Origin of the sequence: Kitasatospora sp. NPDC088134 (assembly GCF_044741705.1) — a bacterium.
In the GTDB taxonomy this organism is placed as follows: Bacteria; Actinomycetota; Actinomycetes; order Streptomycetales; family Streptomycetaceae; genus Kitasatospora.
Window position 1 is genome coordinate 322,263 of record NZ_JBIUTD010000002.1, and the last position, 12,261, is coordinate 334,523.

General features: G+C 72.0%; 10 protein-coding genes and 1 riboswitch. Of the genes, 1 reads left to right on the forward strand and 9 read right to left on the reverse strand.

Translation table 11 applies throughout. The features are described from left to right. Positions 1–9: 9 nt before the first annotated feature. Together ACIOHG_RS05025 and ACIOHG_RS05030 are read right to left on the reverse strand one after the other, a co-directional pair. Positions 10–2,424, reverse strand: a complete 2,415-nt coding sequence (locus tag ACIOHG_RS05025; protein ID WP_400945382.1) for a ribonucleoside-diphosphate reductase subunit alpha — start codon at positions 2,422–2,424, stop codon at positions 10–12. Positions 2,425–2,597: 173 nt separating this feature from the next. Continuing rightward, positions 2,598–2,736: riboswitch (cobalamin riboswitch) on the reverse strand. A gap of 116 nt (positions 2,737–2,852) precedes the next feature. Continuing rightward, positions 2,853–3,368: a GNAT family N-acetyltransferase gene (locus ACIOHG_RS05030; RefSeq protein ID WP_400945384.1), complete on the reverse strand. Its 516-nt coding sequence runs from the start codon at positions 3,366–3,368 to the stop codon at positions 2,853–2,855. A 269-nt stretch (positions 3,369–3,637) separates the two neighbouring features. Between ACIOHG_RS05030 and ACIOHG_RS05035 the strand changes: the two genes are divergently transcribed. Next, entirely contained in the window at positions 3,638–4,612 is a 975-nt protein-coding gene (locus tag ACIOHG_RS05035) for a helix-turn-helix domain-containing protein (RefSeq protein WP_400945386.1), read from the forward strand. Between the two features lie 28 nt (positions 4,613–4,640). Here ACIOHG_RS05035 and ACIOHG_RS05040 read toward each other — a convergent pair whose 3' ends face one another. From ACIOHG_RS05040 to ACIOHG_RS05070, 7 genes are all read right to left on the reverse strand, one after another. Beyond that, positions 4,641–5,396, reverse strand: coding sequence for a histidine phosphatase family protein (locus ACIOHG_RS05040; protein WP_400945388.1), 756 nt, complete (start codon positions 5,394–5,396; stop codon positions 4,641–4,643). 153 nt (positions 5,397–5,549) lie between these two features. Next, positions 5,550–7,172: a monocarboxylate uptake permease MctP gene (mctP, locus tag ACIOHG_RS05045; RefSeq protein WP_400945390.1), complete on the reverse strand. Its 1,623-nt coding sequence runs from the start codon at positions 7,170–7,172 to the stop codon at positions 5,550–5,552. Further along, entirely contained in the window at positions 7,169–7,474 is a 306-nt protein-coding gene (locus tag ACIOHG_RS05050) for a DUF3311 domain-containing protein (protein WP_400945392.1), read from the reverse strand. The genes mctP and ACIOHG_RS05050 overlap by 4 nt, the downstream gene beginning before the upstream one ends. 241 nt (positions 7,475–7,715) lie before the next feature. Beyond that, positions 7,716–8,501: a GntR family transcriptional regulator gene (locus ACIOHG_RS05055; RefSeq protein WP_400945394.1), complete on the reverse strand. Its 786-nt coding sequence runs from the start codon at positions 8,499–8,501 to the stop codon at positions 7,716–7,718. A gap of 174 nt (positions 8,502–8,675) precedes the next feature. Beyond that, entirely contained in the window at positions 8,676–10,250 is a 1,575-nt protein-coding gene (locus tag ACIOHG_RS05060; RefSeq protein ID WP_400945396.1) for a glycoside hydrolase family 3 protein, read from the reverse strand. 63 nt (positions 10,251–10,313) lie between these two features. Next, a complete protein-coding gene (locus ACIOHG_RS05065) occupies positions 10,314–11,240 on the reverse strand; it encodes a carbohydrate ABC transporter permease (RefSeq protein ID WP_400945398.1) in 927 nt (308 codons plus the stop codon). Then, the gene (locus tag ACIOHG_RS05070) at positions 11,237–12,226 is read right to left on the reverse strand and encodes a carbohydrate ABC transporter permease (protein ID WP_400945400.1); all 990 of its coding nucleotides are present in this window, start codon (positions 12,224–12,226) and stop codon (positions 11,237–11,239) included. Before ACIOHG_RS05070 ends, ACIOHG_RS05065 begins: the two co-directional genes overlap by 4 nt. Positions 12,227–12,261 lie beyond the last annotated feature (35 nt).

The window sequence follows — 12,261 nt, forward strand, 5'->3', positions numbered from 1 at the left end:
CGTCGGTGCTCACTGGCAGGCCTCGCAGGACTCGGGGTTCTCCAGCGAGCAGGCGATGGCGTCCTGCTCGGCCTGGGAGAGGGTGGGGGTCTGCACCGGGACGGGGGCGGCGGTGCGGGTGGCGCCGGAAGCGGCCTGGGCGATCCGGGTCGCCGGGCGCGAGCGCAGGTAGTAGGTGGTCTTCAGACCGACCTTCCAGGCGTACGCGTACATCGAGGAGAGCTTGCCGATGGTCGGCGCCGCCATGAACAGGTTCAGCGACTGGCTCTGGTCGATGTACGGCTGCCGGGCGGCGGCCAGGTCGATCAGCGCGCGCTGCGGCAGCTCCCACGCGGTGCGGTACAGCGAACGGACGTTCTCCGGCAGCCACTTGAAGTCCTGCACGGAGCCGTTGGCGTCGCGCAGCGCGTCCCGGGTCTGCTGGTCCCAGACGCCGAGCTCCTTCAACTCGCGCACCAGGTACGGGTTGACCTGGAGGAACTCGCCGGAGAGGGTCTCGCGCTTGAACAGGTTGGAGACCTGCGGCTCGATGCACTCGTAGACGCCGGCGATCGAGGCGATGGTCGCGGTCGGCGCGATGGCGAGCAGCAGCGAGTTGCGCAGGCCGGTGGTGGCGATCCGGGCGCGCAGCGCGTCCCAGCGCCCGGTCCACTGCGGGTTCGCGGCACCGAAGTGGTCGATGTGCAGCTGGCCGCGGGCGGCGCGGGTCTCGCCGTACGCCTCGTGCCGGCCGAACTGCTCGGCCAGGTCGGCGGAGCGCTCGTAGGCGGTGAGCATGATGCGCTCGGCGATCAGGGTGGAGAGGGTCTTCGCCTCGGCGGAGTCGAAGTCCAGGCGGAGCTGGAAGAAGACGTCCTGCAGGCCCATCACGCCCAGGCCGACCGGGCGCCAGCGGGAGTTGGAGGTCCCGGCCTCGGTGGTCGGGTAGAAGTTGATGTCGATCACGCGGTCGAGGAAGGTCACCGCGGTGCGCACGGTGGCGTCCAGCCGGTCCCAGTCCATCGCGTTGACCAGGTCGGCGGCGGTGGCACCGGGGGCGACGTGCGCGCCCAGGTTGACCGAGCCGAGGTTGCAGACCGCGGTCTCGGAGTCGTCGGTGACCTCCAGGATCTCGGTGCACAGGTTCGAGGAGTGCACCGTGCGGCCCGGCAGCGCGGTCTGGTTGGCGGCCCGGTTGGAGGCGTCCTTGAAGGTCATCCAGCCGTTGCCGGTCTGCGCCAGGGTGCGCATCATCCGGGCGTACAGGGTCTGCGCCGGGATGGTGCGGACGGCCTTGCCGGCCAGCTCGGCCTTGACGTACGCCTCGTCGAACTCGGCGCCCCACAGGTCGACCAGCTCGGGCACGTCGGCCGGGGAGAACAGCGACCAGTCGGCGTTGGCGTTCACCCGGCGCATGAACTCGTCCGGGATCCAGTGCGCCAGGTTCAGGTTGTGGGTCCGGCGGGCCTCCTCGCCGGTGTTGTCGCGGAGCTCCAGGAACTCCTCGATGTCGGCGTGCCAGGTCTCCAGGTAGACGCAGGCCGCGCCCTTGCGCCGGCCGCCCTGGTTGACCGCCGCCACGGAGGAGTCCAGGGTGCGCAGGAACGGCACGATGCCGTTCGACTTGCCGTTGGTGCCGCGGATCAGCGAACCGCGCGAGCGGATCCGCGAGTAGGACAGGCCGATGCCGCCGGCGTGCTTGGACAGCCGGGCGATCTGCGCGTACCGGTTGTAGATCGAGTCCAGGTTGTCCAGCGGTGAGTCCAGCAGGTAGCAGGAGGACATCTGCGGGTGCCGGGTGCCGGAGTTGAACAGCGTCGGCGAGCTGGTCAGGTACTCCAGCCGGCTCATCAGGGTGTACAGCTCGGCGACCTCGCGCACCGACTCCTCGGTCGTTCCGACCGCCAGGCCCGCCGCCACACGCAGCAGGAAGTGCTGCGGGGTCTCGACCACCTTGCGGGTGATCGGGTGGCGCAGCAGGTAGCGGGACTGCACGGTGCGCAGGCCGAAGTACTCGAAGCGGTCGTCGGCCGACTCGTCGATCAGCGAGTCGAACAGGTCGGCGTGCTCGGCCACGAACGCGGCGGTGGCGTCGCCGATCAGGCCCTCGGCGTGGCCGACGGCCACCGAGGAGGAGAAGGAGGTGACCCGCTGGGTCGCGGCCTCGTCGCGGATCTCCAGCGCCAGCAGGCGGGCGGCCAGCTTCGAGTACTGCGGGTCCTCGGCGATCATCGACGCGGCGGCCTCCACGGCCAGCCCGCGCAGCTCGGCGAAGTCCGAGCCGGCGTGGCGGCCGCGCAGTGCGGCGGCGGCGACGTGGCCGGGGTCCACCTGGGGGAGGTCGGTGCTGCGGTCGGTGAGCAGCCGGAGCAGCGCAGCACCGGGGTCGGTGAAGGCGTCGGCGGTTCCCTGGGACGGCAGGGTGACTGAGGCGGCGACGGTCAAGGCGCACTCTCTCCTGTGGCGGCGGCGGACGTGGCTCGGGGTGTCCGGCACCGTACGCGGCCAGGGGAGGGCAGCACGAAGGAACGAGAACGCGTTCCGGCGCGCCGAAGACCACCCCCGGTCCGCCCGCGAGACCGGACGGCAAAGCTGTGCTGCATGGCGTCTGCGGGGATGCCGTGTCGCACACCGTCGGCAGGTCCTCGGACTGCGCGGGCGTCGCTGCAGCCCGCTCACCGTTGCGGGGCAGTCCCGGACTCGCACCGGGTTCCCCTGCGTCGACAGCGAGAGTGAGCATACATGTTGTGGTGGCTGGATCTGGAAGCACCAGATGTAGTAGCGCGTGTCGCGTCGGCGCTGCCGCGCGTAGACAACGAAAACGCCGGTGGCGGGCCGTCGGGGACGGCCCGCCGGGGGCGGGCGAGCAGCCGCTAGGACGGTGCGTGCGGGAACCGCATCGTGTACACCAGCAGGTCGGTGCCGGGGTGCGGCGACCAGTAGCGCTCGGGCGCCAGGGCGAAGCCCAGCGCGTCGTAGATCCGGTGGGCGTGGCGCATCTCCGGGCGGGTGGAGAATGCCATCCCGGCCAGGCCGAGCTCCCGGCTGCGGTCCATCGAGGCCGCCACCAGGGCCCGGCCGACGCCGCGGCCGCGGGCCGCCGCGCCGACCGCGAGCATCCGGATCTCGCCCTCGTCCGGCCCGGCGATGTCGGCCCACGGGGTGCCGCCCGCGGCGAAGGTCACGCAGCCGAGCACGGCTCCGGTGCCCGCGTCGTCGACGGCGACCAGGAGTTCGGCCTCCCGGTTGCGGCGGGCGGTGTCGCGGAGGAGGTGGACGTAGTCGGAGTCGGGCCGGGTGTGGCCGTCGCCGACGAAGGCCTCGACGGTGACCTCCGCGGCTGCGGCGAGGTCGCGGTCGAGGGCGCGGCGGACGATCGGGGAGCGCATCCGGACAGTGTGCCGGACGCGGTCCGGCGCGGGTCGTGCAGGTCCGGGTCGTAGGGGTAGCCGGTGGGGCGGTGCCGGATCGAGCGGCCGTGGGTGGTGGTGCGTTCCAGGTCGCGGCCGACCAGGACGCCGAGGAGTCCGAAACTGCCGAGGAAGCCCAGCAGGGCGAGCGCGGTGGTCATGGCTCCACCCTCCCGCCCGGCGCCCGCCGCCACGAGTGGCAGGAATGCCCCATTGCCACGAAATCCTGCCACTGCCATGCTGGGCGGATGCTGAGGAACGTCGCGGTGATCGTGCTGGAGGAGATCCACCCCTTCGAACTGGGCGTGGCCTGCGAGGTCTTCGGCCTGGACCGGAGCGGGGCCGGCCTGCCGGTCTACGAGTTCGGCCTGGTCGGCGACCGCCCCGGCCCGATGCGCACCCACGCCGGCTTCGATGTCCACGTCCCGCACGGCCCCGAACGGATCGCCGAGGCCGACCTGGTGATCGCCACCGCCACCGGCATCCGCGAGCAGTACCCCGCCGTGCTGATCGAGGCGCTGCGGGCCGCCCACGACCGCGGCGCCAGGCTGCTGTCGATCTGCTCCGGCAGCTTCCTGCTCGGCGCCGCCGGACTGCTCGACGGCCGCCGCTCCACCACCCACTGGCAGTACGCCGACCTGATGGCCGCCCGCTTCCCGCTCACCACCGTCGAACCCGACGTGCTGTACGTGGACGACCACCCGGTGATCACCTCGGCCGGCACCGCCGCCGGCATCGACGCCTGCCTGCACCTGGTCCGCAAGGAGCAGGGCGCCGAGGTGGCCCGCGGGATCGCCCGCCGGATGGTCGTCGCCCCGCACCGGGAGGGCGGCCAGGCCCAGTTCATCAGCCGCCCGCTGCCCGAGGACGGCACCGACTCGCTGACCGGCGTGCTGGAGTGGATGCGCCGCCACCTCGACCGGGACAGCAGCGTCGAGGACCTCGCCCGGCGCGCCCACATGTCGCCGCGGACCTTCGCCCGGCGCTTCCAGCAGGAGACCGGCACCACCCCGCACCGCTGGCTGACCGGCCAGCGGGTGCTGTTCGCCCAGCGCCTGCTGGAGTCCACCGAGGAGAGCGTGGACGCCGTCGCCGCCCGCTGCGGCTTCGGCAACGCCGCCACCCTGCGGCACCACTTCGGCCGCCGGCTCGGCACCACCCCGCTGGCCTACCGGCGGGCCTTCGGCGGGACCGGCCGGGCCGGGGCGCGGCAGAGCGTCTGAGCGGGCGCCCGGACGGCCGCCGCGGCCCTCAGGACAGGTGGTCGGTCCGGTTCCAGCCGGCCGGCCGCAGCTGCCCGTCCCGGGCCCGCCACACGCTGGTCGAGCAGTTCGCCACCGGCTCCAGCGCCAGCAGCTCCTCCTCGCCGAGCCGGTCCAGCACCTGACGCAGCATCAGCACCGTGCAGTCGTGCGCGACCACCAGGACCGGCCGCCCCGCCTCCTCCGCGCACAGGTCGCGCAGCAGGTCGCGGACCCGCAGCGCCACGTCCAGCCAGGACTCGCCGCCCGGCGGCCGGTAGTACAGCTCGCCCATCCGCCGCCGGCGCTCCGCCTCGGCCGGGTGGTCGCGCTCGATCGCGGCCTTGGTGAGCATCTCCAGCACGCCCAGCTCCCGGTCGCGCAGCCGCTCGTCGTGGCGGACCGGCAGCCCGACCGGGACGGCGCCCAGCCCGGACGCCTGGGCGAGCGCGATCCGGGCGGTCTCCGCCGTCCGCACGTACGGCGAGCACCAGACCGACCGGGGCCGCTCCGCGGGCGGCCGGGCGGCCCACCAGCGGCCCAGGTCGCGGGCCTGGTCCTGGCCGCGCAGGGAGAGCGGGATGTCGGCGTCCCGGGAGGTGATCGGGACGGAGAGCGCACCGGTGGCGTCGGCGTGCCGGAACTCCACGTTGGCGGTGGACTCGCCGTGCCGGGTGGCGACCAGCACCGAGGGGAGCCGTCCGCCGCCCCCCGGGAGCCCGTCGTCCGGCCGGTGGCCGTTGCGTACCGCGGTCAGGTCGGTCATCCGTGGCTCCCCGTGTCGGTGGTGCTGGTCTCTCCCCGGTCTTCTCCGCTCGGCGGGCGGTCATAACAGATGATCGCGCCGTCACCCCAGTGTCGATCGAGGCAACGGCGCGACCACAGGGCGCACGGGACGGGCCCGCGCGCCCCCGGTGCGTCAGTGCGCCGCGGCGGGCTGCGGAGCGCGCTCCACGGCCTCGTCACCGGCCTCCGCGGCGTAGTCCGCCGGAGCGGTCTCGTCGACGCCCTCCGGGGCCTTCAGGGCCCGCAGGACCAGCGTCAGCACCGCCGCCACCCCCAGGTTCAGCACGAACGCCGTCAGACCGATGTAGCCGATCTCGCCGATCCCCGGGATCTTCGCGGTGTTCCCGCCGAAGTGCTTGGTCGCCGGCGAGGACAGCCCCCAGGCCGTCCAGGTGCCGTAGACCATGCCGACCGCCCAGCCCGCCAGCAGCGCCCAGCGGTGGAACCACCGGGTGAACAGGCCCGCCACCAGCGCCACCGCGGTCTGCAGGATCCACAGGCCGCCCAGCAGCTGCAGGTTGATCGCCGCCTGCTTGTCCATCGCCAGCACGAACACCAGCGCGCCGACCTTCACCAGCAGCGAGGCGATCTTCGCCACCCGGGTCTCGTCGGCCGGCGTCGCGTCCGGCTTCAGGAAGTCCTTGTACACGTTGCGGGTGAACAGGTTCGCCGCCGCGATCGACATGATCGCCGCCGGCACCAGCGCGCCGATCCCGATCGCCGCGAACGCCACCCCCGTGAACCAGGACGGGAACATGTCCGCGAACAGCTGCGGCACCGCCAGCTGGCTGTTGTAGCCCTTCACGCCCTGGCCCACCCCGGCCGCGATCGCCAGGAACCCGAGCAGCGCCAGCAGCCCCAGCATCAGCGAGTACGCCGGCATGATCGCCATGTTCCGGCGCACCGTGTTCCGCGACTTCGACGCCAGCACGCCGGTCACCGAGTGCGGGTACATGAACAGCGCCAGCGCCGACCCGAACGCCAGCGTCGCGTACGCCCACTGCCCGGACGGGCCGACCACCATCGACCCGACCGGCTTGCCGGTCTTCGGGTTGAGCGCCGAGAACTTGTGCGCCGCCGCGTCGAAGACGTGCCCGTAGCCGCCCAGCCGCATCGGGATGTAGATCACCGCGACGATGATCACCACGTAGACCAGGGCGTCCTTGACGAACGCGATCAGCGCCGGCGCCCGCAGCCCCGAGGAGTACGTGTACGCCGCCAGCACGCCGAACGCCAGGAACAGCGGCAGGTCCTTCAGGAACCAGTTCCCCGAGCCGCCCACCCCCAGCACGTCCAGCACCGCCTGGATGCCCACCAGCTGCAGCGCGATGTACGGCATGGTCGCCAGGATGCCGGTCAGCGCCACCACCAGCGACAGCCCGCGCGACCCGTACCGGCCGCGCACGAAGTCGGCCGGCGTCACGTAGCCGTGCACCCGCGACACCGACCACAGCCGCGGCAGGAACAGGAACACCAGCGGGTACGCGATGATCGTGTACGGCACCGCGAAGAAGCCCATGGCGCCCGTCGCGTAGATCGCCGCCGGCACCGCGATGAACGTGTACGCCGTGTACAGGTCGCCGCCCAGCAGGAACCAGGTGATCCAGGTCCCGAAGCTGCGCCCGCCCAGCCCCCACTCGTGCAGGTGCTGCGCGTCGTCCGCTTTCCGCCAGCGGGCGGCCAGGAAGCCCATCACCGACACCAGGGCGAAGAACAGCAGGAAGACCGTCAGCGCGGTCCAGTCCACGTGCTTCACTTCCCGTCCCCCTCCGGCTGCGCGGGCACGGACGGGGCCGGCAGCGCGGCGGCGGCCCGGCGGGCCGCCTCGTCCCGCCGGAGCAGCAGGTACGCCGCGCCGGTGAACAGCGCGGACACCGGCACCCAGAGCAGCTGGTACCAGTAGAAGAACGGCATCCCGCCCAGCGCGGGGTCGGTCTTGCTGTACGACGGCACCCAGAGCACCGCCACGATCGGCACCAGCAGGCACAGGCCGGCCAGCACCCGGGCGGGGGAGAGGGCGGGCGGTGCGCCCGCGGACGGCAGGTGGGACGACGACATGAGCGGCTCCCGGACGACGAGGAGTCACCTCGCTGGCGCCGCCGCGCACATCGTGCGCCCGCCGAGCAGCACCCTCGGTGATCGAAAGGTCCACGCGAGGCTAGGGCAACAGGGTGACTCGTGTCACTACCCCGTCAACCCGGGAACGCGCCGTCCTTCGAAAGGGGGAGCCGCTCGGGCCACTACGCGGGGCGCTGAAGCCTGGTGATGCTGTGCTTGTTCCGGTCCCCGGGGGAGGGGGTCAGGCGGGTCGCTGAAGGCGGGTAATGAACTTGTAGCGGTCGCCGCGGTAGATCGAGCGCACCCACTCCACCGGCGCGCCGTCCGCGTCGAAGGAGTGCCGGGACAGCTGCAGCATCGGCAGGCCCAGGTCGGAGCCGAGCAGGCCGGCCTCGCGCGGGTTGGCGAGGGTGGTCTCGATGGTCTCCTCGGCCTCCGCGACCGTGACGCCGTAGACCTCGCGCAGCGCGGTGTACAGCGAGTTGTGCTTGGCCAGGTTGCGGCGCAGCGCGGGGAAGCGCTTGGCCGACAGGTGCGCCACCTCGATCGCCATCGGGTCGCCGTTGGCCAGCCGCAGCCGCTCGATCCGCAGCACCCGGCCGCCGGGCTTGATGTCCAGCAGCGGGGCCAGCCGGTCGTCGGCGGAGATGTAGGCGACCTCGACCAGCCGGGAGGTCGGCTCCAGGCCCTGGGCCCGCATGTCCTCGGTGTACGAGGTCAGCTGGAGGGCCTGCGCGACCTTCGGCTTGGCGACGAAGGTGCCCTTGCCCTGGATGCGCTCCAGCCGGCCCTCGACGACCAGCTCCTGCAGGGCCTGCCGGACCGTGGTGCGGGAGGTGTCGAACTGGGCGGCCAGCGCGCGCTCCGGCGGCACCGGGGTGCCGGCCGGCTGGGTCTCGGTCAGCTGCAGCAGGTGCCGCTTGAGGCCGTAGTACTTGGGCACCCGGGCCGTGGCGGTGGCAGGGCCGGTCTGGGTCGGCACCGCGGCGCCCTCGGCGGGCGCCGCCGTGTCCCTGTCGCCACTCATGGCAGCTCTCACTCCTCGTTGGAGGCGGTCCTTAACGGACCCCTAAGTCCTATGTAACAGCACATGGTTGCACGCACCGGGGAGCGAGCGTGAGCTCCGGGCCGCAAACCGGTGCGCAACGGGCCCGGGACGGGCGCTCCGCGCCCGTCCCGGGCCCGTTCCCGAGCGTCCGGATCAGCCGGCCTGCGGCGCCGTGACGGCCAGCCCCGCCAGGGCCTCGGCCGCGGCGACCGCGCAGACCCGCGAGCCGCCGTAGGTGGCGAGGGTGGTCACCCCGTGCGGGGCGAACAGCTCGGCCGTCCCGTGCGCGGTGCCGATCTCCACCAGCACCGCGTCCGGCCGGTGCCCGACCAGGTCGAGCGCGGCCCGGCGCATCCAGCGGTGCCGGTGCACGTCGCGCACCACCAGGACCAGCGGGCGGCCGACCGCGGCGCCCAGCAGCGGGGCGGTGTCGATCACGGCGTCCTCGGCGGCGACCGTCACCTGCAGCAGGCCGGAGCCCTCGGTGACGGTCGCCGGCGGGGAGACCCGGCTGGAGGTGGTGCCGGGCACCAGCTCGGCCAGCGGCCCGGCCACGCCCCACGGGGTCTCGTCGCCGGCCGCGATGTTCGCGCCCGGGGAGAACTCGACCACGTGCGGGACGCCGCCGAGCGGGCGGAGCGCGCCGGTGACCCGCAGCGCCCGGCGGGCGGCGGCCAGGCCGACGCCCACCTCGGCCCGCTGCCCGGCCAGCGCGGCGCGCCGCTCGGCGGACCAGCGGGCCAGGCCCCGGTTGCGCTCGGCGGCCTCGTGCAGGCGGTCCGCGGACAGCCGGCCCTCGCGGACCGCCCAGACCAGCGCGTCGCGCAGGTAGACGAAGGCGTCCTCGTCGTGCAGGCCGCCGCCGACGCAGATGGTGTCGGCACCGGCCGCGACGGCCCGGACCGAGCCGGCCGCGACGCCGTGGGTGCCGGAGATCGCGCCCATCTCGATGCCGTCGGTGACGATCAGCCCGTCGAAGCCCAGTTCCTCGCGGAGCAGGCCGGTCAGGATGCGCTGCGACATGGTCGCGGGCAGCTGGGCGTCGTAGGCGTCGAACAGGATGTGCGCGGTCATGATGCTTTTCGCGCCCGCCGCGATGGCGGCCTTGAAGGGCAGCAGGTGCTCGGCGAACCGGTCCGGGGCGAGGTCGATCCGGGGCAGCCCGAGGTGCGAGTCGCCCGCGGTGTCGCCGTGCCCGGGGAAGTGCTTGGCGCAGGCCGCGACGCCCGCCGACTGCAGGCCGCGGACGTAGGCGGCGGTGTGCCGGGCGGCGAGCTCGCCGTCGCCGCCGAAGGACCGGACGCCGATCACCGGGTTGTCCGGGTTGGAGTTGACGTCCGCGTCGGGCGCGTAGTTGAGGTTCACGCCGACGGCGGCCAGGTCGAACCCGATGGCGCGGGCGACCCGCTCGGTGAGCTCGGTGTCGTCGACCTCGCCGAGCGCCAGGTTGCCCGGGTAGGAGGAGCCGCTGACCACTTCGAGCCGGGTGACGTCGCCGCCCTCCTCGTCGGTGGCGACCAGCAGGTCCGGGTTGAGCGCGTACAGCTCCGAGGTCAGCGCGGCGACCTGCTGCGGGGTGCGGATGTTGCGGCCGAACAGGGCGACGCCGCCCAGCTCGCCGCCGCCCACTCTGCGGCGCAGCCACTCGGGCGCGGTCAGACCGGCGAAGCCGGGCTGCAGGACCGCTCCGGCGTCGCGGAGGAGATCGGCGCTTTCCGTACCGGGCATCGCCATGGTTCCTTCCCTGGGGGGTGGAGGTGCTTCAGGTGCAGTGAGGAGCGAGGAAGGGGACTAGCCCTTGACCGCACCGGCGGTGAGGCCCGCCGACACCTTCTTCTGGAAGATCACGAACAGGACGATCACGGGCAGCGAGACCAGCAGGCCGCCGGCCATCTGCGCACCGTAGTCCGCGCCGCGGGTGGGGGTGGTGGAGTAGAACGTCAGCCAGCCCATCGCGGTCCGCTGGCCGCCCGTGGACAGCAGGGTGTTGGCGACGATGAACTCGTTCCAGGCCTGGATCCAGGTGTAGACGCCGGTGGTGATCAGGCCGGGCAGGGTGAGCGGCAGGATGACGCGGAAGAACGCGCCCCACTGGGTGCAGCCGTCGACCATCGCGGCCTCGTCCAGCTCGGTCGGGATGTTCACGATGAAGGAGCGCAGCGTCCAGATCACGTACGGCACGGTGAAGACCAGGTAGGCCAGGATCACGCCGAACGCGCTGCCGGTCAGGCCGGCGCCGTTCATCACCACGAACAGCGGGACGATGATCGCCAGCAGCGGCACCATCTGGACCACCAGCATCGTGACGATGAAGAAGTTCCGGCCGCGGAAGTTGAACCGGGCCACCGCGACGGCGGCGAGGAAGCCGACCACCAGGCCGAGCACGACCGAGCCGAGGGTGATCACCACGGTGTTCTGCAGCGAGGGCAGGAACTGGTCGTCGTCGAAGATCGTGGTGTAGCTGTCGAACGAGAACGAGCTCGGCCAGAACGTCGGGTCCTGGGCGATCAGGTCCTTGTTGGTCTTGAAGGTGGTGATGACCATCCAGTAGATCGGGAAGCCCATCACGGCGGCGATCGCCAGGCCGACGGCGTTCCACACCCAGGTCATGACCCGGTTCTCGCCGGTCTTGCGGACCCGGCGGGTCTTCAGCGGGGCGCGCCCGGGGGCGGGGACGGGAACCGGAGCCGGCTTGACGCCAATGCTGTCCGCGCTCATCGTTCGTTGGCTCCGATCTTGAGCATCTGCCGGATGTAGAAGACGAGGACGGCCAGCATCATCAGGATCATCACGAGCGAGATCACCGAGCTGTCGCTGTACTTCGAGGCGACGATGCCCTTCTCGTACAGGTAGGTGCCGATCGTCCAGTACCCGGGCTCGGGCGAGGTGTTGCGCAGCGAGAAGATCTGCACGAAGACCTGGAAGTCCCAGATGAAGCTCAGGGCGGTGCTGATCATCAGGAACGGGCGGATCACCGGGATGGTGACGTGGCGGAACGCCTGGAAGGGGCTGGCGCCGTCCAGCTTCGCGGCCTCCATCAGCTCCTTCGGCACCTGGGTGAGGGCGGCGTTCAGGCCGAGCACCAGGAACGGCAGCGCGCCCCAGATGACGACGGCGGCGGCGACCACGTACAGGCCGACGGTGGGGTCGGCGAACCAGTCGTAGTGCTTCCAGGACTCGTCACCGGTGATCTCGAAGATCAGGTAATCGACCACGCCGCCGTTGGAGGAGAACAGCCAGCGGAACACCTGGCCGGTGACCAGCGCGGGGATCGCCCAGACGAACATCAGCACCGTGATGATGGTGATCTTGACCCAGGTGGAGACCCGGTTCAGGAGCAGGGCGATCAGCATGCCCAGCACCATCGACAGGACGACCAGCTCGGCGGTGAACCAGATCGACCTGAGGATGACCTCCCAGAACTGGTCGTCCGTGAAGATCTTGGTGTAGCCGTCGAAGCCGATGTACTTCGAGAGCGACGGGTTCACCAGGTAGGCGTACCGGTTGACGTTCTTGAAGGACAGGTCGAACAGGCTGTACAGCGGGTACGCCAGAACGCCCACCAGTGCGACGACGGCGGGCAGCAGGAGGACGTAGGGGATGTACAGGCCGGCTGCGAAGAATCCGCGCCGCTGCGGCTTCTCCACCGGGGCGGGCCCCGAGGTCTCGGACCGGCGCACGGTCTCGTTGGTGGTCACACTCATCAGGGTCCTTCCCGGGCCCGCGATTCTGATCGGTC

Coding starts and splice junctions, on each gene's coding strand:
- ACIOHG_RS05030 (WP_400945384.1), bottom strand. CDS start 3,368: ATGCGCTCCCCGATCGTCCGCCGCGCCCTCGACCGCGACCTCGCCGCA.
- ACIOHG_RS05035 (WP_400945386.1), top strand. CDS start 3,638: ATGCTGAGGAACGTCGCGGTGATCGTGCTGGAGGAGATCCACCCCTTC.
- ACIOHG_RS05040 (WP_400945388.1), bottom strand. CDS start 5,396: ATGACCGACCTGACCGCGGTACGCAACGGCCACCGGCCGGACGACGGG.
- ACIOHG_RS05050 (WP_400945392.1), bottom strand. CDS start 7,474: ATGTCGTCGTCCCACCTGCCGTCCGCGGGCGCACCGCCCGCCCTCTCC.
- ACIOHG_RS05055 (WP_400945394.1), bottom strand. CDS start 8,501: ATGAGTGGCGACAGGGACACGGCGGCGCCCGCCGAGGGCGCCGCGGTG.
- ACIOHG_RS05060 (WP_400945396.1), bottom strand. CDS start 10,250: ATGCCCGGTACGGAAAGCGCCGATCTCCTCCGCGACGCCGGAGCGGTC.
- ACIOHG_RS05065 (WP_400945398.1), bottom strand. CDS start 11,240: ATGAGCGCGGACAGCATTGGCGTCAAGCCGGCTCCGGTTCCCGTCCCC.
- ACIOHG_RS05070 (WP_400945400.1), bottom strand. CDS start 12,226: ATGAGTGTGACCACCAACGAGACCGTGCGCCGGTCCGAGACCTCGGGG.